This window comes from Limosilactobacillus pontis (genome assembly GCF_002940945.1).
Lineage (GTDB): Bacteria > Bacillota > Bacilli > Lactobacillales > Lactobacillaceae > Limosilactobacillus > Limosilactobacillus pontis_A.
On the sequence record NZ_PNFV01000015.1, the window covers coordinates 1 to 24,164 of the forward strand.

Here is a 24,164-nt window from a genome sequence, read left to right on the forward strand (position 1 = left end):
ATCAAACTCTCATATAAAATATAAGAACTTGAATAGCTCTAAATCAAATTAATTAAGCGAATTGACTTCGCAAATGTTTTGCTTCAAATCACCGAAGTGATTGAAGACCCTACACATTTAGTTCGTCAAAAACTTTGTTCAGTTTTCAAAGGTCTACCGTGTTGGCAAAAGCCAACACCATTAGTTTATCACCATTACGCTAATACGAACAGCAAACAGCTTAACTAATATATCACATTGTCGTCCTTAAGTCAATAAGTAATTTATCAACTAAATCAAGTTGATTACTCAACCCCCGTGACAACGTTAATTACTATAACGTGAATCTCACCCTCTGTCAACAACAAAATTTCAACCGTCCATCAGTCCTATGCTATTTCAAAACTTTATTCATCTAAGCATACATTAATATTCGGATGCACAATAAAAAGCGATCATCCCAAGTTTTATAAAGCGAAGAATAACCGTTTTTTATTAACATTTATTTTATTAGCTATTTTACCCGCGCCAGGAAGTAATGTTTCTTTCCCTTTCGAACAATCACAAATTTACCAGCAAAATGAGTGCTAGGGTCAATCTCAGCATCGACATCATCAACCTTCTCACCATTAATCCGAATGGCTCCGTTGGAAACGTCCTGACGAGCTTGGCGACGGGATGGCTCAATTCCATTATCGGTCAGCCAGATAACAATATTCTCTTTCTTGTTCTCAACGTCGACAGATGGCATATTCTTAAAGCCCTGTTCGATTTCATCGACAGACAAATCTGCAACGTCACCAGAGAAGAGGGCCTTACTGATCCGTTCAGCTTCTTCAACCGCTGCCTCCCCATGGACGAACTTCGTTACCTCTTCAGCCAGGCGGCGTTGCGCTTCCCGCTTCCACGGTTCATTCTTAACCTTCTCGGCCAAGGCATCGATCTCATCCTTGGAGAGGAAGGTAAAGTACTTCAAGTATTTAACAACATCGCGGTCATCTTGGTTGATCCAGAATTGGTAGAACTCATATGGAGAGGTCTTCTTTGGATCCAGCCAAACGGCTCCACCGGCAGTCTTACCAAACTTAGTCCCATCAGCCTTCAGCATCAATGGAATCGTTAGACCATATACCTTCGTGTCGGGGCCTTCAACCTTGTGAATCAAGTCAATTCCGGCTGTGATGTTTCCCCACTGGTCAGACCCACCGATCTGTAGTTGAACATCGTTATGCCGGTAAAGATGTAAGAAGTCAACGGATTGGAGAATCTGGTAGGTAAACTCGGTGAAAGAGATCCCTGCTTCCAAGCGACTAGCCACGACTTCCTTATTCAACATCGTGTTGATATTAAACAGTTTCCCGTAGTCACGCAGGAAGTCCAGTAGACTGATCTGAGAGAGCCAATCGTAGTTGTTGACAATCGTGAAGTTCTCCGTACCAAAGAGCTTCTTCATCTGGGCGGTCAGTGCTTCCTCGTTATGATGAACTTGATCCATTGTCTGCAGCTGCCGTTCGGACTTGCGGCCGGACGGATCACCGATCGCACCGGTTCCCCCACCAATGATGATAACCGGGTGGTGGCCGGCCAGCTGGAAGCGTTTGAGGATCATGAATGGAATCAAATGACCAATGTGCAAACTATCACCCGTCGGGTCAGTCCCGCAATAAAGGGCAATCTTATTGTTATCCGTCAGTTCCTTCAACGCATCGAGATCGGTGGCCTGGTTGATCGCACCGCGCCACTTCAAATCATCAATAATGTTCATCTGCTATTCCTCCTAAATCTTAAACCACGGATAAAAAAAGCCCCTAACTCCATTAAGAAGTCAGGGACGATTTAACCGCGTTACCACCTTGAATTGCAACCAGATTGGCTACCACTCTCCGCCGATAACGGGGCGATCCGTTCATATAGACGAGCTCGACAAGTGTAATTCATTGCACAGCTTTGGTAGGCTTCCAATGACCGCCTACTCCCTAAATGACCCACTGGCAATTACTGAGTCTTGCGTCAGCGCCCTTTCATAATTGCCGTTATTGTACTAGTTGGCGGGCCGGCATGTCAAGGTCAAACAAAAAAGTGGCCATGAATGGTCACTTCTCGTTATCATTATTCGTCTTTCTTAGCTTCCCGCTTGTGTGTAGTATCCTTCTTGGCAACTGGTGTCGGTTGTTTCTTCGGCTTAGCAGGCGTATAAACCTCGTGAACGTAAGCCTCACCGGTCAGTTCGGCAACCGGCTTGAAAATATTCTTAAAGACTACGTCAACGTCGACTGGGTCCGGTGCGTTCTTACTCTTAACAAAGTACAAGGTTCCAGTAGCGAGAATAACCGGCAGGTAGCAGGCAATCCCAATGATCAATAGTGCAATGCCGACGTAGGTCAGGACGTAGGTGGCGGTGTAGTTTCCGTAAAAGGCTACCCCACCAAAAATTAGTGTCCATACTAAGACCGGCAGAACCTCGCAGACTACATTGATTAGCAGATAGTTCCACTTCCGGCCAGTCATGAACCGCCGACTAGCCGTCAGAGCATGCCGCATTGACTGACCAAGGAACTGAGGCTGCTTCTCCCGGTAGAGAAAGTATGACTGGGAATATTCCAAAGCCTTCCAGAGGATCACGATGTCGTTGATGATCCGGATGATCAGTGGCCAAACACTACTCTTAGTCATCCCGCCGACCAGGCCGCCGATAATGTCCAGCGGCAGGCTCCACAAGAAGACAAACAGGCCGATATAGAGGGCAATTCGCCAAACCTGATTTTTCCGCAGATGCTTGTAGTGCATCCAAATTGAGCCGGCACTGACCGGCTGTTCAGGATGGGCTAGGCGATCCCAGTAGGTGTACTGGATGGCTACCATGAAGAAGTTGAAAAAGAAGGACAGCGCAATGGAGATTGCAGCCGCGCCCAAGATTTCCAGTAACCCCATCAAGAGGGCCGCTGGTGATGCCATTCCATACATAATCATCATGACACTCATCATCATAGAAGACATCACGCTGGTAGCGAGAAAACTAAGAATGCAGGTCAGGGCAATGAAGATAATGGCAATCCCACCGACGGGCCACATTGCCTTGAGGTAATTAGGCTTTACCAGAGCCTTGAGTTCCATAATAAAACTCTTTAATGGTAAACTATGTTGTTTTTTCATCTTAAAAAATCGACTCCATCTACATTTGATTTATTTTCCATCATAACACAATTGTGACGGTCCACAATTCTTTCACTAGGATCTTCGCAATCTTTTCAAAACTTTAAAACAGAAGAAATTCCCGGTCATCAGGGGGAGATGGTCGGGAATTTCGGCTGCCAGCCGTGGATTGGGTACACAGTTGACAGTAATTATGTTAGTGGAAATCGCTATTTTAGTACTTTTCCTTGCTGAGAACATTCAGCTTATCATCGAAGTCATAAACAACCGGTTGACCAGTAGCCATTTCCAGGTTCATGATGTCATCATCAGAGATGTTTTCGATGTACTTACTCAAAGCACGGAGGGAGTTACCATGAGCAGCGATGATAACGTTCTTACCATCCAAAAGCTTTGGTGCAATTTCATCTTGCCATAATGGGATAACCCGTTCCAGGGTAACCTTCAAGTTTTCACCACCAGGTACGGTCCGTGGGTCCAGGTTAGCGTAACGACGGTCGTGCAGAGCAGAACCTTCGTCACTTGCCTTCAGCAATGGTGGCAGAACATCATATGAACGACGCCAGATGTGAACTTGTTCGTCCCCGTACTTTTCAGCAGTAGCCTTCTTGTTCAGGCCCTGCAGAGCGCCATAGTGACGTTCGTTCAGACGCCAGGTCTTGGTTTCAGGGATCCAGAGTTGGTCACATTCTTCAAGAGCGTAGTGCAACGTCTTGATGGCACGCTTCAGAACAGAAGTGTAAGCGTAGTCGAATTCGATACCATGTTCCTTAAGGGCCTTACCAGCTTCCTTAGCTTGTTCAACACCCTTTTCGCTCAAGTCAACGTCGATCCAACCGGTGAACTTGTTAGCCAGGTTCCATTCACTTTGACCGTGACGAATCAGTACTAATTTAGCCATATTGTCTTTGACCTCTTTCTTCTTAAAAAATACCATGCTATTGCATTTCTCTACTATTTTAATCCAATCACGGATAAATGCCAATAGGGTGGTCCGCAAAATGTTGGCTTTTCGTGAAGGAGATCACGATCCCATACTAGTCACCATTTGAGGAGACTCTCGGATTGTCACTCCACCCAGCAGCATGAAGCCAGTGATCCGAATGGTCGGGCCTGAACCCGTCACATGGGCTGAACGCTTGTCGGTAATTCCGGCCAGCAGCTTCAGTGAGTGATCCTCAACCCGCCAGCCAGCAGGCAAGAAGAGATCACTGCCGCCCAAAATATTGACAAAGCTGGTGTCGACCACTACCTCCTCGTTGCCAGAACCGAGGTAAAGCTTGGTGCCACCCAGCAAGTTTACACTGGTGACTTGTTGGCTACGAGATTCGAGTTCGCGCTGTGAACCACTGAGGATGCTTACGTTGGCATTCCATCTTAGGACCAGGTAGGCAATCGCGCCGACGGTCACCAGAGCCGCAATGGTGGTTAGGACCCGTGACCAGAAGGGGTCAAGCAGGGAGCTCTTGGCCAGAATATAAAGGGCCACCACGGCCAACACCGTCAGGCCGATCAGCCGGTCATTATTCTTTTTCATTTGTCATCTCCTCTTTTCTTTTTTAGTGGACTAATTATAACAAAGAACGTGCCTTGCCAATAGTGGCGAAGCACGTTCTTATCACTAATTTAAACCAGCCTTGGCACCGATATCGTGCCGATAGAAACACTCCGGCTCATTCAGACGGGCAAGGTAATCATAAACCCGGTCGTGGGCCACCTGCAGGTTATCGGCCTGGGCTAGGACCATCAGAAGTCGGCCTCCGGCACCACGCAGGTCAGCGAGGTCACCACTAACGTTGGCGTAATCAAGGTCAATGTCGGGTACCCGGGGCAGCTCACCAAGGGGCTGGTTATGCTGAGGATCGGTCGGGTACCCCTTCGCGGCCAAAACAACTCCCAGGCAGGCGGTATCGCTGACCACCACTTCTGGGAGGGGCCGGTCGCTAAGGGCAGCATCAACTAGGTCAAAAAGATCTGTCCGCAGTCGCGGCAGGATCACTTGGGTTTCCGGGTCACCTAGCCGGACATTGTACTCGATTACCTTGGGGCCGTCTTGAGTTAGAATTAGGCCAATATAGAGGATGCCGTGGTAATGATAGTTTCCCGCCACCAGGCCATGGACGGTTGGGACCACTACTTGATCGATCATTGCCTGGCGGTCGGCGGGATCAAGCTGGGGCAATGGACTGTAGGCACCCATCCCCCCGGTATTGGGTCCCTGGTCGCCGTCAAAGGCCCGCTTATGGTCCTGGGCCATCGGCAGGATCCGGTACTGGTCGTCACTAAGCAGGACAAACATCGAATATTCGGGTCCTTGAAGGCACTCTTCCAATACCAGTCGGGATTGGCCCTGACTGAACATCTCCTTAATGGTTTGGACAGCAGTCGTCTTGTCTGGAGCAATCACAACCCCTTTGCCCCCAGCTAACCCGTTTTCCTTAATCACCACCGGAAAGCCGAATTGATCAACGTGGGCAATCGCACTGGCCTGATCACGGTAAGAGGCGTGCTGGGCAGTTGGCACCCCGTAGCTGTTCATAAAATTAAGGGCATACTCCTTTGACCCCTCCAACTGAGCAGCCCGGGCAGTCGGCCCAAATGCCTGTAGGCCGGCCGCCTGAAAGTCATCGATAATCCCGTCAACCAGGCAGTCTTCCGGTCCAACGAAGGTCCAAATCACCTGGTGCTCCTTGGCAAAGCGGATTAAATTAGTGAAATCCGTCTCAGCGATATCTACCGGCTGAACACCAATCGTAGTCATCCCCACATTACCAGGCGCACAGTAGACTTGTTTTACCCGGGGGCTGGCCTGCAGCTTGCGGGCAATTGCAAATTCACGACCGCCTTGACCGACTACCAGTACATTTACTTGCTCTCCCATTACGACACCTCATTCTTATTTAGTGACGGAAGTGACGAATTCCAGTCATCACCATTGCTATGCCGTACTTATTTGCCATGTCAATTGACTCCTGGTCACGGATCGAGCCACCCGGTTGAACTACCACCTTGATACCGTGCTGACCGGCATACTCGACGCAGTCCCCGAACGGAAAGAAGGCGTCAGACGCCATTACAGTCCGGTCATCAATGGCCTCCCCAGCATGTTTGACGGCAATCTTCAGAGAGTCGATCCGGTTCGGTTGTCCCTCGCCAACGCCTAAAGTCCGCTGGTCGTTAGCAAGAACAATGGCGTTTGACTTAGCATGCTTGACGGCCTTCCAGGCAAACAGCAGATTCTTAAGCTGGTCTTCAGTTGGTTGGACAGTGGTGACACAATGCCAATCATGGTAGTCCTCCTTCAAGGTATCCTGCTCCTGCATCAGCATCCCGCCCATGACAGAAACTATCTCGCGTTTGGTTGATTCGTCCTTGTGGGTAAAGTCGAGACTGAGCAGGCGGATGTTCTTCTTCTTGGCTAAGATCGCGTAAGCATCATCATCAAAGCCGGGAGCAATCACGATCTCTAAGAAGATCTTATGCATTTTAGTGGCAGTGGCTAGGTCGACCCGCCGGTTTAAAGCAACCACCCCGCCAAAGATCGAAACGGGATCAGCGGCGTAAGCTCGGTCCCAGGCCTCTGTCAGGCTCTGACCACGACCGATGCCGCACGGATTCATATGCTTCATCGCCACCACGGTTGGCTCCTCGAACTCGCGAATGCAGCGCAGGGCCTCATCGGCATCCTTGATGTTGTTATAAGATAGCTGTTTGCCATGCAGCTGCTTAGCACTCAAGATAGAGTAACGTTTTGGGATGGCATCCTCATAAAGCCAGGCCTGCTGGTGGGCATTTTCACCGTAACGCATCTTCTCCTTCAAGTTCCAGGTCAAAGTCAGCTGCTCAGGATCGGCCAGGCCATTCTGTTTGGTAAGGTACTGGGAAATCAAAGCATCGTAGGCCGCGGTATGCCGGAAAGCCTTAGCCGCCAATTTGGCCCGGGTATCCGGAGTAGTATTGCCATCATCTTTGATCTCATCCAGGACCTGCTTGTAATCATGCTTATCAACCACTACAGTGACGTCATGGTAGTTCTTAGCAGCCGACCGAACCATTGATGGGCCACCAATGTCAATGTTCTCAATTGCGTCGGCCAGCTTAACATCTGGCTGTTCGATCGTTTCCTTAAACGGGTATAGGTTGACGCAGACCAGGTCAATTGGGGTGATACCATGCTGCTGCAAGGTTGCCATATGCTCAGGCAGGTCACGCCGGGCTAGTAAGCCACCATGAACGTATGGATTCAGAGTTTTGACCCGACCATCAAGGATCTCCGGAAAATGGGTGACATCCTCGATACTGATCGTCTTCACGCCGGCATCATCGAGGATTTTCTTTGTTCCACCCGTCGACACAATCTCGTAGTCGTTAGCAGCCAGCCCCTTAACAAAGGGGATCAAGTCGGTCTTATCAGATACACTTACCAATGCACGCTTCATGAATTAATTCTCCTTTTCTTTCAATGCAGTTAACGCTTGTTTCAATGCCAGGGGGTACAACTGATGTTCGGTAGTGTGAACCCGTTTCGTCAGGATAGCCGCCGTGTCCGTTGGCAGGATTGGCACATGACACTGGGCAATAATTGGGCCGGAATCCAGGCCAGCATCGATGTAGTGAACCGTCACCCCTGTTTGGGTTCGATGGTCCGCAAAGGCTCGTTCAATTGAGTGCAGGCCCGGATATTCAGGCAGCCAGGCCGGATGAAGATTGACGATCCGATGGTCATAGCGATTAAGGATTGTCGGGCCCACCACCCGAAGGTAGCCAGCCAGGGCGATAAAGTCAATCTGGTATTCCTGGAGGAGGGCCAGCAGCTTTTCTTCGTAAGCCGCCTTGCCACCACAAGACTTAACGGTAAAGCTAACAGCTGGGATACCAAGACGCTGTGCGCGGGCCATCACTGGAGCATCCGGGTGGTTACAGAAGAGCAGGGCCAGCTCACCGGGTAGATCGCCAGAATGAAAATGCTTAGCTAGAACTTCAAAGTTAGTTCCGTTGCCTGATGCTAAAATTGCGGTTCTCATCCCAAACACCTCACTTAATAACAATTTTTCCTTCATCAGCCGGCCGTTGTTGTAAGTACCCGATCCGATAGCTGGCCTGATCAGCAGCCTGTAGCCGTTGCTGAACAAGGTTGACCTTGTCCGAGGCCACCACCAAGACGAGACCAATTCCCATGTTGAAGGTCTGGTAGCAGTCCGCCAAGTCGAGTTGGCCAAGATCTTTCAGATAATCAAAGATCGGTAGGGTTGGCCAAGTCTGACGGTTGATCACCGCCTGCAGCCGATCGCCAAACATCCGTGGTACATTCTCAACCAAACCACCACCCGTGATATGACCGATTCCGTGAATGAGGCCGGACCGCACCAGGGGAAGGACCGGATGAATATAGATCCGGGTTGGCGTCAGCAGAGTCTCCCCCACCGTCTGGCCTTTCAACGCTGCAGGCTTATCCGTTAGCTGAACATCGTGGTCTTTAAAGAGAATCTGACGAACCAGTGAGAAGCCATTGGAATGGAGACCGCTAGACGGCAACCCGATCAGGACATCGCCATCCTGGGGCAAATTGGCTGTCAGCAGCTGGTCTTTCTCAGCAACCCCGGTGACAGTACCGGCTAGGTCATATTCGTCGCGATCATACATATCCGGCATCTCAGCAGTTTCCCCACCGATCAAGGCTATACCAGCATCTCGGCAACCAGTCGCGACCCCTTGGACGATTGCGGCCATCTTAGCCGGATCGTTGTGACCGGTGGCAATATAGTCCAGGAAGAATAGCGGCTCGGCCCCCTGGGCAAGGACATCGTTGACACACATTGCCACAACATCAATCCCGATCGTGTCGTGCTTACCTAGTCGTTGGGCGATCAGAAGCTTGGTCCCCACCCCATCGGTACCGGAAACCAACACTGGATGTTTCACGTGTAACATCCCTAGGTCAAACATTCCACCGAAACTGCCGATCCCGGCCATTACACCAGGACGGTCGGTAGACCTGACAGCGTCTTTAATGCGGTGAACCAGTGTGTAGCCCGCGTTGACGTTAACCCCAGCTTCTTGGTATCGGTTCATCTTATTTCCTCCTTTGTGTACGGCGTTCCTGCTCATTCAATGACTTAAGATAGCCTTCCTCGTAGTCGTAGAGCGGAGTCGGGTATTCTCCGGTGAAATAAGCCACCGTCAGGCCTCCATTAGGCGCATTCCCGGCATCGGGGACGCTGATTGCTTTGATCAAACTGTCAACACTCAAAAAGTGCAGGGAATCAGCACCGATCTGCTGGCGCATCTCCTCAACCGAGTAGTGAGCCGCCATCAGCTCGGACCGGGTTGAAATATCGATCCCGTAGAAGCATGGGAAGCAAAATGGCGGGGATGAGATTAGGAGGTGAACCTCCTTGGCCCCGGCATCACGAAGCATCTTAACAATCTGCCTGGATGTCGTGCCCCGGACGATCGAATCATCCACCACAGCTACCCGTTTGCCATTGACCACCCCACGAACAGCAGAGAGCTTCATGTGAACCCCCTGCTCACGAAGAGCCTGAGTCGGCTGAATGAAGGTCCGGGCAACGTATTGGCTCTTGATCAGCCCCATTTCATAGGGAAGGCCAGCTGCCTCAGCATAACCACTGGCTGCAGAGAGGGATGAGTTCGGTACCCCAATCACCATGTCAACGTCGATCAGGTGCTCCCGGGCAAGCAAACGCCCCATTTGCTTACGAGCGTTGTGAACGGTTACCCCATGGATAATCGAATCCGGCCGGGCAAAATAGATGTACTCCATTGAGCAGATGGCCAGTTGAGTCTGGGTGGTGTAATGATCAATATGAAGGCCATCGCGATCAATCACGATCAGTTCCCCTGGCTGAACATCACGGATAAAGCGGGCGTTGACAATGTCGAGAGCGCAGGTCTCACTGGCTACCACATAAGCACCGCTGGCCAGCTGGCCGATGCAAAGCGGACGAATGCCGTTCGGGTCAAGGGCCGCCACCAGCCGATCCTTCTGCAAGAGAAGAAAGGCAAAGCCACCATGAACCTGATTAAGACTTCTCTTAAGGGCGGGGATGAATCCCTCTCGGATATACTTACGGATCAGGTGAATCAGAATCTCCGTATCCGAATCAGATTGAAATACCGCCCCATCATCCTCAAGCTGTCGACGAAGGGTCACCGCGTTAGTTAGGTTGCCATTGTGAGCCAGAGCAACGTCACCATCGTGGAAACGGAAAAGGAATGGCTGGACATTGGCGATTGAATTATGGCCACTGGTGCCGTAACGCACATGGCCGATCGCGGCATCGCCAGTCAGCCGCTTAAGCTCGGCCGGATTAGCAAACACCTGGGCAAGCAGTCCCCGGTCACGATGCTGGTAGAGATCGGTCCCGTCAGTAGACACAATACCGGCGCCCTCCTGTCCACGGTGCTGGAGAGTGTGAAGACCGTAGTAGGTTAGCTGAGCAGCGTTGGGCACACCAAAGATACCAAAAACACCGCACTCCTCGTTTAGTCCTTTGATTTCATTTGGCACGGAATTGCCTCCTCCCAGATTTGCTGCAGTTCATCAACATTTTGGTTCAGCTCGCTGTCGGCCAGGTGCACTTCCAGCCAGTGGGTGTTGGTAACCTCTCCTACCAGTTGGGCAGCACCACCGAGGTCCTGTTCAAAGGCTGCCGCATGTTCTGGCTGAACGGTTACCACAAAGCGTCCCGGGGTCTCGCTAAACAGCTGGGCACCCGTCAGATCACGGAGGTTGAGGCTCAATCCCCGGTCAGTCTTGAAGACGGTTTCGGCCAGGGCCACCCCGAGGCCGCCCTCGCTGAGATCATGGCAGCTGGCCACGTGACCATTCTCCATCGTGTAGAGGAGACGTTTCATAATTTTGTGAACGCGGTTAAGGTCAAAGGGCTGGACCACCCCGCTAATTTTCCCGGTCAGCATCTTCTGCAACTCGGACCCGGCATAGTCATCGCGGGTTTGCCCGACCAGGTAAACCCGGTCGCCAGCGTGCTGGGCGCGGCTCGGTACCACCCGGTCGATATTCTTGATCAGGCCGACCATCCCCACCATTGGTGTTGGGTGAATGGCTTGACCATTATTCTCGTTATATAGAGAAACGTTTCCAGAGATCACCGGTGTATCAAAGATCCGGCAGGCGGTAGCCATTCCCTTGACAGAATGGTGGAGCTCCCAGAAGATCTCAGGGTCATTGGGGTCACCGTAGTTCAGACAGTCAGTAATCGCCAGTGGTTCGGCTCCTGCAGAAATAATGTTGGCTGCAGCCTCGACCAGAGCCATCTGACCGCCAACCTCGGGGCTGAGGTAAACAAAACGCCCGTTGCCGTCAGTGGTCATTGCTAGGGCCTTACGAGTACCACGAACACGGAGAACACCTGCGTCACTACCAGGACCGACTACTGTTGAGGTCCGCACCTGGGAATCATACTGCTGATAAAAGCTGCTCTTATCAGCAATCGTTGACTGGGCCAAGAGGCGGCGAAGCGTCACGGCCGGATCAGTAATTTGGGGATGCCATACCGGCTGTTGCTCAGCGGCACTGATTCGAACTGGCTTACGTTCTTCGCTAGCCTCCTCCAGGACATCATCGGTCAGGCTGGATACGGGGATGTCACAGACAACCTGACCGTCGTGATGAAGGACGTATTGGTGACCAGCTGTGATCCGACCGATTGTGACAGCATCAAGATCATAAAAGTCAAAGATCTTCTTGACGTCTTCCTCGTGTCCCTTATTAACACAGAGAAGCATTCGTTCCTGGGACTCGCTGAGCATAATCTCATAAGCCGACATTCCAGTCTCACGCTGGGGTACCAGGTCGAGGTCGAGGTCCATTCCGCTTTTCCCTTCCGCTGCCATTTCAGCGCTGGAAGAGACAATCCCAGCAGCCCCCATATCCTGGATACCAACCAGCCAGTCAGGGTGTTCGGTAATCAGTTCCAGACAGGCCTCCAGTAATAGCTTTTCCATGAAGGGATTGCCAACTTGGACGGCAGACCGCTGGGTAGCGTGTTCGTCGCTGAAGTCGGCCGAGGCGAAGGTCGCCCCGTGGATGCCGTCACGTCCAGTCTTCGCACCGACATACATCACCGCGTTGCCGACCCCGGCAGCCTTCCCCTTCTGAATATCTTTCTGGTCCATCAAGCCGACGCTCATGGCGTTGCAGAGGACGTTGCCTTGATAGCAGGAGTCAAAAGTAGTCTCGCCAGCAATCGTGGGGATTCCCATGCAGTTGCCGTAGTCCCCAATCCCACGGACTGTCCCATCAACCTTCATCCGCGTAGTCGGGTTATCAAGTTCGCCAAAATGGAGAGAGTCCAGTGATGCTACCGGGCGAGCTCCCATGCTGAAGATGTCACGAAGGATGCCCCCGACCCCGGTTGCAGCTCCCTGATAAGGTTCAACCGTAGTTGGATGGTTGTGGCTCTCAGCCTTGAAAACGACCGCCTGGCCATCATCAATATCAACAACCCCAGCCCCCTCACCCGGGCCCTGGATGACCCGGTCACTCTTATTGGGAAAAAGGCGGAGGACTGGCTTAGACTTCTTATATGAGCAGTGTTCACTCCACATTGCGGCGAAGAGGCCGGTCTCGGTGTAGTTCGGTAGCCGCCCCAATAACCGTTCACTAATGTAGTTGTACTCGTCCTCACTCAGGCTCCAATCCAGGTACGGCTTCTGTTCCTTGATCTCTTCAGGTGTCATTGCCTGTTTCATCGCTTTACTCCCCCACTTTCACACTGCCGTTTGCCAGCAGGGACTTGAATAGTCGTAAACCATCCGTGCTACCCAAAATAGTTTCTACCGCCCGTTCCGGGTGCGGCATCATTCCTAAAACGTTGCCACGTTTATTAGTAATTCCGGCAATATTTTGCAAGCTACCATTTGGATTCTCCTCTGCATAGCGGAAAACAACCTGGTGATTATCTTCCAGGCAATCCAAGGTTTCTTGATCGGCGTAAAAGCTACCATCGGCATGAGCAATCGGTAGGTTAATTCGTTCATGCTCCCGGTACTGGCTCGTAAACAGGGTCTGGTTGTTAACGACCTCGAGCGGAACGGTCTTGCAGGTAAAGCGTTGACTATCGTTGCGTTTCAACGCCCCCGGCAACAGCCCGGCTTCTGTCAGAATCTGAAAACCGTTGCAGGTGCCAAAGACTGGTTTACCTTCTTCCGCCATCTTGATAATTGCCGGCATAATATTGGTGAAGCGGGCAATCGCCCCGGCCCGCAGGTAGTCGCCATAAGAAAAGCCCCCTGGCAGCATTACCGCGTCAAACCCGGCCAGGCTGTGCTCATGATGGGAGACGTAGGCGACGTTTGCACCACAGACCGTGCCCAGGGCCTCGTACAGGTCGACATCACAGTTGGAACCCGGAAAAACAATTACGGCAATTCTCATTTTGCTTCCTCCAGTACTTGGTAGTGGTAGGTTTCCATGTTGAAGTTGACCAACAGCTGATCAGCAATTTTCTTAACCGTCTGGTCGACAGCATCCCCAGTTGCGTCAATGGTGACGTCGAAAAACTTACCAACTTTGATGTCAGTAACCTCGTCATGGCCTAGCGTATGGATAGCGTCCTTGATCGCCTCACCTTGGGGATCAAACACTGATTGCTTATAGGTTACGAAAATCCGAACATTCGTCATAATTAGTTCTCCTCCGCTAAAACGTTCTGCAGGCGGTTCAGTACTTCATCATAGGTTTGGGTCAGATCAGCGAGTTGGCGCCGGTAAACATCTTTATCCAAGTGCTGGTCCGTCTGGAGATCCCACAAGCGGCAGTTGTCCGGGGAGAATTCATCGGCCAAGACGATCTGACCATTACTCAACCGGCCAAATTCGAGCTTAAAGTCAACCAGTTGCATCCCGGACTTTTCAAAAAGCGGCTTGAGCAGACCGTTGACTTTCCGACAGTGACCCCACATTTCCTCTAAGTCAGCGTGACTAGCGATGTCGAGGGCAAGCGTAGCCGACTCGTTAATAAAAGGATCATCGAGTTGATCACTCTTGTAGAAGGTTTCCTCAACTGGTTCCGTCAAGACGGTCCCCTCGTCGAGTCCGTACCGGCTGGCAAAGTGACCAGCGACGACATTTCGAGTGACAAACTCTAGCGGAAACATCTGACACTTTTTGACCAAATCCTCAGTTGATGAAACTTGCTTGATGAAGTGGGTTGGAATTCCGTGGTCGATCAGGTAGTGGAAAACCAGGTCGGAGATTCCCTTAGCGGCGGCCCCCTTACCGGCGAAGCGGTCCTTCTTCTTACCGTTTAATGCGGTCGCCTGGTCCATATAGACCACCCGTAGCACCTCAGGGTCATCAGTCTGCCACATCTGCTTTGCTTTCCCGGTATACAGTAACTTTTCCATCGCTTAATTGACTCCTTTTAGATAAAACACGAACAAAAGCTAAAAATACATAGAAGTAATTCGTTCTTTTATGTGGAAAGTATAACAAGTTACCAATCCTTTTTCAACATTTTTAAGAACAAAAGAAAAATGTTTTTAATGAATGTTCGTGTTTATCTACGGAGTAAAAAAGGCCAGCTAGCAAAATGTGCTAGCCAGCCGACTTAAATCAATTTAATTACGCCAACAAAACAGGGAACAAATCACCACGATCGCTCCGAAAACCAGGAAGACAATATCATCCCATTCGACCGGTCCTTTTCCCCATGGCAGGTCAAGTAGGATCAGGAACCAACCCAGGTAGAAATTCCCGTTCCGGTAGAAGTACCGGTTAAAGCTGAGTCGGGACCCCTGACCGCTGATCAACCAGTCTGTCGCATCAGTGTTCAGCAGGGCGTGACCTATAAAGACCAGACCAACGATAATAAACAGACCTAGGATGACGTCGTTATAGGGATCGCGCCCCATCACGACCTCCGCAAGAGCAGTCACCATCATTACTAGACCTAAGTAAAGGTCAGTGTTTTTGTAGAAAGTTTTGTTTAGTTTCATCGTTATCCCTCCCGATATTCTAGAATGTCGCCAGGCTGACAGTTCAGAACCCGACAGATCTTGTCCAGTGTCTCAAAGCGGATTCCCCGGGCCTTCCCCGTCTTCAAGATGGAGAGGTTGGCCGGGGTGATGCTGATTTGCTGGGCTAACTCCTTCGAGGTCATCTTGCGTTCACTCAATACTACATCCAGGTTAACCCTGATCACTCGTAACCACCTCCTCAAATGATCTCATCCGCGTCCTGTTGCAGGGCAATGCCTCGTCTGAAAATCAAGTAAATCAGGAAAATCACCGTCACAAAACCCAGGCCGTTTGTGAAGTCATCCCCACTAAGGGTCAGCAAACTCAACTTGTCCTGGACATGGAGCAAGTGAAAGACCACCGTGTTGATGCTACCCAATACCAGAACCAGCAAAGAAGACCACAAAATTTGCCGGACCGCCCGCATGTTCTTGTCGACAAAATACTGGCCATCATTGATGTTAGACAATAAGTTCCGCGTCCCCAAAAGGGTGATGACAGTCAAGACGGATTCAACTACCACGTCGAGAACCTGGATCGTCAGTCCAAGTCCACTACGATAGTCAAAGAACGCATGGCCAACGCCAGTAAACGGGGCGGCGAGCAGGAAAATCAGGCCCACAAAGGCGCCAAACGTGATAATTACAATGTTAATATCAACGACTACCTGGATAATGGTCAAAAGAAACTTAATCAGCTGTTTTTTCATTACTTTACCCCCTTACTACTCATAATTATTATAACACGATAATTATTTATCGCAAAACGATAATTTATCATTTAAAAAATAACGGGCAGTGGATACTGTCCGTTATTTTCTAATCCTTATTCCAGCCCAACCCGCTTGAAGATGTCGTCGACGTGGCGGAGATGCCAGTGGTAGTCGAAGGCGTCATCGAGGTCTTGCTTGGTGAGCTGCTTTTGAATCGTCGAGTCCGCTTCCAGGAGTGGACGGAACGGGATCTGCTCGGCCCAGCACTTGGCGGTGTAGGGCTGGATCAAGTCGTAAGCAGCCTCCCGGGTCATCCCAGAGTTGACCAGCTTGAGTAGGACCCGGCCGGAGTAAATCAGGCCCAGGGTCTTGTCCATGTTCTTCTTCATCGTCTCAGGGAAAACATCGAGGTTCTTGAGGATTCGACCAAAGCGCCGCAACATGTAGTCAATCAGGGAGGTGGCGTCTGGCAGGATCATCCGCTCGGCACTTGAATGGGAGATGTCCCGTTCATGCCATAGGGGCACGTCCTCGTAGGCTGGTACCATGAAGCCCCGCAGCATCCGAGCACAGCCGCAGATATTTTCCGAGCCGATCGGGTTTCGCTTATGCGGCATGGCTGATGACCCCTTCTGTCCCTTAGCAAAGTGTTCCTCGACCTCGTGAATCTCGGTCCGCTGGAGGGAACGAATCTCGGTTGCCATCTCCTCCATGCTGGTCCCAATTAGGGCAATCGTGGCGATGTACTCGGCATGAAGGTCACGCGGCAAGACTTGGGTAGAGATCTCCTGGGCACGCAGGCCAAGGCGGTCGCAGACGTATTTTTCAACGAACGGGTCAATCTCGGCAAATGTTCCCACCGCCCCGGAGATCTTACCAGCCTCAACACCGCGGGCTGCGTGCTCGAACCGCTCCTTATTGCGCTTCATCTCGGAATACCAGCGGGCCGCCTTTAGACCAAAAGTGGTTGGTTCCGCATGGACACCGTGGGTCCGACCCATGCAGACAGTATACTTGTATTTCTCGGCCAATTCTTTCAACACGGCCATGAAATTGTCGATATCCTGCCTGATGATATCGTTCGCCTTTTTCAAACGCAACCCCTGGGCGGTGTCAACCACGTCGGTACTGGTCATTCCGTAGTGAACCCACTTGCGTTCGGGGCCAAGGGACTTGGAGACGTCCCGGGTGAAGGCAATCACGTCGTGGTGAGTGACAGCTTCAATCTCGGCAATCCCTTCCACGCTGAACTTAGCATTCTGCTTGATTTTCTCCACATCAGCAGCTGGAATATGACCGAGCTTGCTCCAAGCCTCATCAGCAGCGATTTCGACCTCCAACCAGCACTGGTACTGGGTTTCCAAGCTCCAAATCTTCTTCATCTCTGGACTAGTATAGCGATCAATCATCAGTTAAAAACCCTCTCTATTCTTATTCTCCATCATTATCGCACAAGTAGCCATTCTGCGTAAAGGCGAACTTTATTCTCGCCAGATGCCTGTATTGTCAATTTCTGACAAAGTAGCATCAATATCATCAGTCAGGATGGTGACATGCCCCATCTTTCGGTTGTGGCGAACCGCGGCCTTCCCGTAATCATGAAAGTGCCAGTTCGGTCGGCGGGCGATCTGTTGGCGCACCCCCGCAACGTGCTGACCCAGGACGTTGACCATCACGGCCGACTGAAGCAGCTCAATCTTTGGGAGTGGCCAGTTGCAGATTGCTCGGTTGTGGATGGCAAATTGGGAGAAGTTGCAGGCTTCAATCGAGTAATGACCCGAATTATGTGGGCGGGGTGCCAGCTCATTAATGTAGATCTGACCAGCAGCAGTCACGAACATTTCAACCCCTAGGACCCCACGGAGGTCGATGGCGTGGGCAATTTTCACAGCCATCTGCTGGGCCTGCTTTTGCAAGTTATGAGGGAGCCGAGCCGGTACAATACTGAGGTGGAGAATCTCGTCGTGGTGGATATTCTCCGAAACCGGGAAGACGGTCACTTCCCCATTCTCATTACGGGCCACCATTACGGAACACTCCAACCTAAACGGTACCCAGCCTTCGAGGATGGCATCTTGAGTTGATAAAATACCCGCACAATTAACCAGGTCGGCGTCACTGTGAAGGACTACCTGACCGTGGCCATCATAGCCACCCTCGCTAGTCTTTAGGACGCTTGGGTAACTAAGCTGGTCTACCGCCTTCTTTAGGTCATCAGCATTTTGAACAGCCATGAAGGGTGCCGTCTGCAGCCCGGCGTTACGAAGAAAAGTCTTCTCCCGGATTCGATTCTTGGTTATATTGAGGAGGTTGGTCCCCTGTGGCACGTAAACCTTGTCCGCCACATCTTCCAGGGCTCTAAGATCAACATTTTCAAACTCGTAGGTCAGTACATCCGACCGCTGGGCAAGCTCCTCAATTGCCTGGACCTCAGCGTAAGGGGCCACAATCTGGTCATCTGCCACCTGGCCGGCTGGGCATGCAGGCGTTGGGTCGAGAACGATTACCTTCATCCCCGTCTGCTTGGCATCAAGAGCCATCATCTGCCCGAGCTGGCCACCACCGATGATCCCAATTGTCTGTCCTGGTTGAATCATCCTAGTCAAGATGCGCCCCGCTTTCTGCCGCCTGGTCATGCATCCGTTGCCGATAGTCGACAATCCCCTGTTGGATCTTCGTGTTATCGATACCAAGAATTTGCAGGGCTAGCAGGGCAGCATTCTTGGCACCGGCTACCCCAATTGCGGTTGTGGCTACTGGAATCCCGGCTGGCATCTGCACAATTGACAACAGGGAGTCCATCCCGCCGAGGGCCCTGGTCTGCCCAGGAATCCCGATTACCGGCAGGGGGGTATTGGCTGCGATCATCCCTGGCAGGTGGGCGGCTCCACCGGCACAGGCGATAATCACCTTAGTCCCCTTAGCCACTGCTCCCTTGGCAAAGGCGAACATTTCATCTGGCATCCGGTGAGCGGAAATTACATGTTTGTCGTATTCAACGTCAAACTCATTGAGGATCTGGCAGGCCGCCTTGACGGTTGGCCAGTCCGACTTGCTACCCATTACAACACTGATCTGACTCATGGTTATTTCCTCCTTAAAAACTGCTTTAAAGATAACAGAGGAGACTAACAACTTCAACAAGTTTATCGAACTTTATTCAATATATGCTAATAATAGTTCGCCTAAATGCTAAAAAAAGAAAAAGAGCAGCCCTGTTTGGCGCTCTTTATTTACGTTATCAGAACAATCCGGTAATTTTACCGTTTTTGTCAATAGTCATGTTGACCGCAGCCGGTACCTTGGATAAGCCCGGCATCGTCATCATATTACCAGCCAGGGCAACAATGAAGCCAGCTCCCAGCTTTGGTACAAATTCCCGGATATGGAAGGTAAAGTCAGTTGGCGCCCCCAGCTGGGTTTGATCATCGGTAAAGGAGTACTGGGTCTTGGCGATGCAGACCGGTAGTTTGTCCCACCCTAGCTCAGCGAACTGCTTCAACTGCCGCTGAGCCTTACGACTAAATTCAACATCTTGGGCCCCGTAAATCTTGGTGGCAATGGTCTCGACCTTCTCCGCTGGTGTGGCGTCCAGGCTGTAAAGTTCGTGAAAGTCACTCTCCTGGTCAGTCAGCCGGACAACCTCTTTGGCCAGATCTTGGGTGCCTGTACCACCCTTGGCCCAGGCATCAGCCGTCACCACGTTTACACCCAACTGGCGGCAGTTATCTTCAATCAGCTGGAGTTCAGCTTCGGTGTCGGTCACAAAGTGGTTGATCGCCACGACCAGTGGAACTCCGTAGCGCTGCATATTCTTAATATGACGGTTGAGGTTGACCAGGCCCTTCTTCAGCTCCGGCAGGTGCTCTTCCTTCAGGTCGGCCAGCTTGGCACCCCCGTTGTACTCAAGGGCCCGCACAGTGGCAACAATGACCACGGCATCAGGGTTCTTTCCAAGGACCCGACGCTTGATGTCCATGAATTTCTCCGCCCCCAGGTCAGCACCGAACCCGGCCTCGGTGACAGTATAATCGGCCAACTGGAGTGCTGTCTTAGTAGCCAAAACACTGTTGCAACCGTGGGCAATATTGGCAAACGGGCCCCCATGAATGATTGTCGGTGTATGGTCAAGGGTTTGAACAAGGTTAGGCTTGATCGCATCCTTAAGCAGGATCGTAATGGCATCTTCAAAGTGAAGTTGGGCAACCGTCACTGGCTGTTTATCATAGGTGTAGCCGACAACAATCTTGCCGACCCGGTGCTTCAAATCCATCAAGTCGGTCGACAGACAGAGAATGGCCATCAATTCAGAGGCCGCAGTGATATCGAAGCCGGTCTGGCGCGGCACCCCCTGCATGATTCCGCCAAGCCCAGTGACCACGTTCCGCAGAGCGCGGTCGTTAACGTCTTCAACCCGCTTCCAGATGATCCGCCGTGGGTCGAGGCCGAGCTCGTTGCCACGCATGATGTAGTTATCGATCAAGGCCGCCAGGGTGTTATTGGCGCTGGTCAGGGCATGGAGATCACCGGTGAAGTGGAGATTGATGTCCTCCATCGGCACTACCTGGCTGTAGCCACCACCGGTTGCCCCGCCCTTGATCCCGAAGACCGGACCCATGGACGGCTCCCGCATAGCAATGATTGTCTGGTGACCGAGCTGGTTCATGGCATCACCAAGGCCAACCAGGACCGTTGACTTTCCTTCGCCAGCCGGAGTCGGGTTGATCGAGGTCACCAAGACCAATTTGTGCTTCTTATCCGGGTGCGTGGTAACCGGTAGGGTGATCTTGGCCTTGTACTTGCCGTACTGCTCAATCTCGTCATCACTTAGACCAATCTGGGCCGCAATCTCGCTGATTGGTCGCATTTTCGCCTGATCTGCGATCTCAATATCAGTCATCATAGAGGGATCATTCCTTTCCAAAATACGAACTTTAACTAAAGAAATATGATTTAAGTTAACTTATATTCTAACATTACACGTTTAAACACGAATAGTAAAGAGCTACAGATGTAAAAGGGACGCTGTAGCATGACTCCCAACATAGATAAAATGCTACAATGCAATACACAAAGGGCCTTTAGCATTTGGAAAATCCGAACGCTAAAGCCCTTGCTTGTGACTGATTATTTTTTCTTTTTTGGAATCGCCTTGACCCCCAGGATATCCAAGAGAAAGGTAAAGATCGGCACGCCAACAATCAGCCCCCAAGTTCCCCAGAAGTGTTCACTCACCAGCAGGATGATGAAGGTGTAGAAGATCGGCAGATCGGTCTGACTGGCCATGAATTTCGGGTTGAGGACATACGCCTCAAGTGCGTGGATAACAATTACCATCACGATGATGTAGATCACGTCACGAATTCCACCGACTGAGTAGGCAACCAGGCTCAGCGGGATTGTCGAAATAATCACCCCGGCTACCGGAACAAGGCTGAAGATAAAGACAACCAGGGCCAGTGCCAAGATCTGCGGCATCTTCATGAACAGCAGGCAGACCGTCGTAATGGCAGTATTGCAGATAGCAATGAAGAACTGGGCCTCAAGGACAACCCCAAAGGTATTAACAAACTTCTTGCCAAAGTAGGCCAGGTCCTGGAAGAACCAGCCAAAGGTGCTGTTTAAGAAGAGCTTGGAGAAGGTTGCTGTCTCCCGCAAGTCAAGAGCAAAGAAGAAGCTTAAGATAAAGGACAAAACAAAGGTGACCGTGATCGCTCCAATACTGGTCAGGGCACTGATGGCAAAACTCACCCCGTGCCGAACCTGGGTCATGATCGTCGACCAGCTGACATAATGATTAATATAGTGATAGAGCATTGTCGCGTCCTTGCTACTGTAAAACTTGATAACCGAGTTAACCATCTTGACAACCTGGTGTACCAGCACAGGCAGGTACCTGGTCACCCCAAAGTAGAGCAAAAGGATCAGGACCAGGTAGGTCAAGAGCACCAGCGGTTTGACCGCAACCCGCGGCCACCAGCGCTGAACAAAGTGAATCCAGCTCACGACGATAAAGGTTAGAATGAAGGTAAACAGGATCATGTTCATCATCGACCGCATCATCCACAGTACAAAAACAATTAGAAGCAGGACAACAAAGCGGCGCAGCTCCACATTCTCAATAAAGCGGTGCCAGGCGTTTGTCACATTAATCATCACCCTTCAAATATTTAATAAACTAATCCAATTTTAATCCTAAAGGGGGTGATTCAGCAACGTTCCGGCCTGCTTGTTCCATTTACCGGCTTCTCTATTACTGGTCGGAAAAGTGAGTGTTATAATGGTTACATTATTTGAGAAAGAAGGATGCTTTTAATGTTAGAAAAGACGTTCTACAAGTCACTGCTGAGCCACTCATTCAACATCCCCGTCAAGATCATCTTCTGGGATGGCTCGAGCGTGGTCTACGGTGACGGCGAACCCGAGGTTACCATTACGTTCAAGGAGAAGATCCCGATTCGTGATATCACGAAGAACGCCTCAATTGCACTTGGGGAAGCCTACATGGATGGCAAAATCGAAATCCAGGGCAGCATCCAAAAACTGATTGAATCCGCCTACGAGAGTGCCGGCAGCTTCATGCGTAATTCAAAGTTCCGCAAGTTCCTACCAAAGCAAGGTCACTCCGAGAAGGAAAGTGAAACGGATGTCCAGAGCCACTATGACGTCGGCAACGACTTCTACAAACTCTGGCTCGACGACACGATGACCTACTCCTGTGCCTACTTCACTGGTGACAACCATGATGACCTGACCAAGGCCCAGGAAGACAAGGTTCACCATATTCTCAAGAAGCTCGACCCGAAACCGGGCAAGACCTTTCTCGATATCGGCTGTGGCTGGGGAACGTTGATGCTGACGGCAGCCAAGGAATACGGGCTGAAAGTCACCGGGGTTACCCTGAGTGAGGAACAGTACCGTTTCGTCCAAGACCAGATCAAGCAGGATGGCCTCGAAAACGTTGCCGAAGTCAAGCTGGTTGACTACCGAGAACTCGGTGACCAGCAGTGGGATTACATTACTTCCGTCGGGATGTTTGAACACGTCGGCAAGGAAAACCTGGGTCTCTACTTCCAGGATATCCAACGCTACCTTAAGGATGACGGGGTAGCCCTAATCCATGGAATCACCCGGCAACAGGGTGGTGCCTACAATGGCTGGATCAACAAGTACATCTTCCCAGGCGGCTACGTTCCCGGTCTGGTCGAGATGGTTCAGCATATTGAAGAGAACCAGATGCAGATTGCCGACATCGAAATGCTTCGTCGGCACTACCAACGGACGCTGGAGATCTGGGATGCCAACTTCAATGCCCACCGCAACCAGATCCAGGATATGATGGGCGAACGGTTCACCCGGATGTGGGACCTTTACCTGCAGGCCTGCGCCGCCTCGTTTGAATCTGGCAACATCGACGTGATTCAGTACCTGATTACTAAGGGTGCTTCTGGTAAGAACCTGCCGATGACTCGTGACTACATGACTAAGTAATTTAAAACAAAAACGACCCGTGCGGAAATGAATTGAAGTGCAACAAAAAAGTTAGACAAAATTGAATATTTAAGCTGCTAAGGTATGATTTCGGTACTCAACTGGAGTCATACCTTTTGTTTTTAAGGAGATGCGATCGTAATTAAAGTAATGAATATATTGAGATGAAAGTGACCTGAATTCAGCTAGGTCTTTACACGGGGGAAAACCGTCTAACAATTCCGCCTTAAACAAGTGAAAGAAACTCTCGATTGGTGCATTATCGTGACAATTTCCCTTACGGGACATACTTTGAACAAAGTTATTGTCGGCCAACTTTTGTGTATAGTAACCCAACTGATAATGCCAGCCCTGATCGGAATGGATGATTGGTTTAGCATCATCAGGTAGTTTCGTAAGCAATTCATTGAGAGTGGCAGTAATCAGCTGTCGATCAGGATGTGGGCTAACTTGGAAAGCCAAGACTTCCTTACTAGCTTCATCGGTAATGGAAGAAACATAAGCCCAGTTGTGATTGGCTAAGCGAACTTGGGAAACGTCAGTATGAAGAACCTGGTAAGGGACCTTTGCGTTAAATTGTTGTTTCAATAAGTTATCCGCAACTGCACCAACTTTGCCTTTGTAAGATGAGTATTTTCCGTTACGATGGCGGTTAAATAGGGTTACCTGAATCCCTAATTCAGCCATTAACTTATTAACGGTCATATCAGCTAATCCCCATTGCCCGTAGCTTTTGGTTAACGCGACGATAACCGTAGGTCCATCGTCCGCGTACTTGACCCTGCTTGGCAATTTGAAGAATTACTTTCTTAACCCTAGCGTATTTA

The 24,164-nt window shown here is 50.7% G+C and carries 23 protein-coding genes; 1 reads left to right on the top strand and 22 read right to left on the bottom strand.

Going from position 1 to position 24,164, the window contains the following annotated elements; all coding sequences use genetic code 11:
• Positions 1 to 493: 493 nt before the first annotated feature.
• From tyrS to CK797_RS08745, 21 genes are all read right to left on the bottom strand, one after another.
• Positions 494 to 1,744, bottom strand: coding sequence for a tyrosine--tRNA ligase (gene tyrS / locus CK797_RS08650; protein WP_104689339.1), 1,251 nt, complete (start codon positions 1,742 to 1,744; stop codon positions 494 to 496).
• 344 nt (positions 1,745 to 2,088) lie between these two features.
• Entirely contained in the window at positions 2,089 to 3,132 is a 1,044-nt protein-coding gene (locus tag CK797_RS08655; RefSeq protein ID WP_104689340.1) for a hypothetical protein, read from the bottom strand.
• A 214-nt stretch (positions 3,133 to 3,346) separates the two neighbouring features.
• On the bottom strand, positions 3,347 to 4,033 hold the full coding sequence (locus CK797_RS08660; RefSeq protein WP_104689358.1) for a 2,3-diphosphoglycerate-dependent phosphoglycerate mutase: 687 nt from the start codon (positions 4,031 to 4,033) through the stop codon (positions 3,347 to 3,349).
• Positions 4,034 to 4,156: 123 nt separating this feature from the next.
• Positions 4,157 to 4,669, bottom strand: coding sequence for a hypothetical protein (locus CK797_RS08665; RefSeq protein ID WP_104689341.1), 513 nt, complete (start codon positions 4,667 to 4,669; stop codon positions 4,157 to 4,159).
• Positions 4,670 to 4,753: 84 nt separating this feature from the next.
• Positions 4,754 to 6,013 carry a phosphoribosylamine--glycine ligase gene (purD, locus tag CK797_RS08670; RefSeq protein WP_104689342.1) on the bottom strand — a complete coding sequence of 420 codons (1,260 nt, stop codon included), beginning with the start codon at positions 6,011 to 6,013 and terminating at the stop codon, positions 4,754 to 4,756.
• 19 nt (positions 6,014 to 6,032) lie between these two features.
• Positions 6,033 to 7,571: a bifunctional phosphoribosylaminoimidazolecarboxamide formyltransferase/IMP cyclohydrolase gene (gene purH / locus CK797_RS08675; RefSeq protein WP_225365050.1), complete on the bottom strand. Its 1,539-nt coding sequence runs from the start codon at positions 7,569 to 7,571 to the stop codon at positions 6,033 to 6,035.
• A 3-nt stretch (positions 7,572 to 7,574) separates the two neighbouring features.
• Positions 7,575 to 8,156, bottom strand: coding sequence for a phosphoribosylglycinamide formyltransferase (gene purN, locus CK797_RS09185; protein WP_225365051.1), 582 nt, complete (start codon positions 8,154 to 8,156; stop codon positions 7,575 to 7,577).
• A gap of 10 nt (positions 8,157 to 8,166) precedes the next feature.
• The gene (gene purM / locus CK797_RS08680; protein ID WP_104689343.1) at positions 8,167 to 9,204 is read right to left on the bottom strand and encodes a phosphoribosylformylglycinamidine cyclo-ligase; all 1,038 of its coding nucleotides are present in this window, start codon (positions 9,202 to 9,204) and stop codon (positions 8,167 to 8,169) included.
• 1 nt (position 9,205) lies between these two features.
• Entirely contained in the window at positions 9,206 to 10,663 is a 1,458-nt protein-coding gene (gene purF / locus CK797_RS08685) for an amidophosphoribosyltransferase (RefSeq protein WP_104689344.1), read from the bottom strand.
• Positions 10,639 to 12,867 (bottom strand): phosphoribosylformylglycinamidine synthase subunit PurL, encoded by a 2,229-nt coding sequence (purL, locus tag CK797_RS08690; RefSeq protein WP_104689345.1) that lies wholly within the window; start codon positions 12,865 to 12,867, stop codon positions 10,639 to 10,641. The genes purF and purL overlap by 25 nt, the downstream gene beginning before the upstream one ends.
• Before the next feature lie 4 nt (positions 12,868 to 12,871).
• Positions 12,872 to 13,552 (bottom strand): phosphoribosylformylglycinamidine synthase subunit PurQ, encoded by a 681-nt coding sequence (gene purQ / locus CK797_RS08695; RefSeq protein WP_104689346.1) that lies wholly within the window; start codon positions 13,550 to 13,552, stop codon positions 12,872 to 12,874.
• Positions 13,549 to 13,800 carry a phosphoribosylformylglycinamidine synthase subunit PurS gene (purS, locus tag CK797_RS08700; RefSeq protein ID WP_104689347.1) on the bottom strand — a complete coding sequence of 84 codons (252 nt, stop codon included), beginning with the start codon at positions 13,798 to 13,800 and terminating at the stop codon, positions 13,549 to 13,551. The genes purQ and purS overlap by 4 nt, the downstream gene beginning before the upstream one ends.
• 2 nt (positions 13,801 to 13,802) lie before the next feature.
• On the bottom strand, positions 13,803 to 14,522 hold the full coding sequence (purC, locus tag CK797_RS08705; RefSeq protein ID WP_104689348.1) for a phosphoribosylaminoimidazolesuccinocarboxamide synthase: 720 nt from the start codon (positions 14,520 to 14,522) through the stop codon (positions 13,803 to 13,805).
• Between the two features lie 213 nt (positions 14,523 to 14,735).
• Positions 14,736 to 15,113: a hypothetical protein gene (locus CK797_RS08710; protein WP_104689349.1), complete on the bottom strand. Its 378-nt coding sequence runs from the start codon at positions 15,111 to 15,113 to the stop codon at positions 14,736 to 14,738.
• 2 nt (positions 15,114 to 15,115) lie between these two features.
• Positions 15,116 to 15,319, bottom strand: a complete 204-nt coding sequence (locus CK797_RS08715; protein WP_104689350.1) for a helix-turn-helix domain-containing protein — start codon at positions 15,317 to 15,319, stop codon at positions 15,116 to 15,118.
• Positions 15,320 to 15,333: 14 nt separating this feature from the next.
• Positions 15,334 to 15,843 (bottom strand): DUF2975 domain-containing protein, encoded by a 510-nt coding sequence (locus tag CK797_RS08720; protein ID WP_104689351.1) that lies wholly within the window; start codon positions 15,841 to 15,843, stop codon positions 15,334 to 15,336.
• Positions 15,844 to 15,959: 116 nt separating this feature from the next.
• A complete protein-coding gene (purB, locus tag CK797_RS08725; RefSeq protein WP_104689352.1) occupies positions 15,960 to 17,255 on the bottom strand; it encodes an adenylosuccinate lyase in 1,296 nt (431 codons plus the stop codon).
• Positions 17,256 to 17,327: 72 nt separating this feature from the next.
• Complete coding sequence (gene purK, locus CK797_RS08730) at positions 17,328 to 18,482, bottom strand: 5-(carboxyamino)imidazole ribonucleotide synthase (RefSeq protein WP_104689353.1); 1,155 nt, start codon at positions 18,480 to 18,482, stop codon at positions 17,328 to 17,330.
• Complete coding sequence (gene purE, locus CK797_RS08735; protein ID WP_104689354.1) at positions 18,445 to 18,930, bottom strand: 5-(carboxyamino)imidazole ribonucleotide mutase; 486 nt, start codon at positions 18,928 to 18,930, stop codon at positions 18,445 to 18,447. Before purE ends, purK begins: the two co-directional genes overlap by 38 nt.
• Positions 18,931 to 19,087: 157 nt before the next feature.
• The gene (locus tag CK797_RS08740; RefSeq protein WP_104689355.1) at positions 19,088 to 20,749 is read right to left on the bottom strand and encodes a formate--tetrahydrofolate ligase; all 1,662 of its coding nucleotides are present in this window, start codon (positions 20,747 to 20,749) and stop codon (positions 19,088 to 19,090) included.
• Between the two features lie 224 nt (positions 20,750 to 20,973).
• Positions 20,974 to 21,993 (bottom strand): AI-2E family transporter, encoded by a 1,020-nt coding sequence (locus tag CK797_RS08745; protein WP_104689359.1) that lies wholly within the window; start codon positions 21,991 to 21,993, stop codon positions 20,974 to 20,976.
• Positions 21,994 to 22,161: 168 nt separating this feature from the next.
• Here CK797_RS08745 and CK797_RS08750 point away from each other — a divergent pair, with 168 nt between their 5' ends.
• Positions 22,162 to 23,337 (top strand): SAM-dependent methyltransferase, encoded by a 1,176-nt coding sequence (locus CK797_RS08750; RefSeq protein WP_104689356.1) that lies wholly within the window; start codon positions 22,162 to 22,164, stop codon positions 23,335 to 23,337.
• A gap of 69 nt (positions 23,338 to 23,406) precedes the next feature.
• On the opposite strand, the gene CK797_RS08755 is transcribed toward CK797_RS08750, so the two are convergent.
• Positions 23,407 to 24,042 carry an IS3 family transposase gene (locus tag CK797_RS08755; protein WP_181049552.1) on the bottom strand — a complete coding sequence of 212 codons (636 nt, stop codon included), beginning with the start codon at positions 24,040 to 24,042 and terminating at the stop codon, positions 23,407 to 23,409.
• Positions 24,043 to 24,164: the final 122 nt, after the last annotated feature.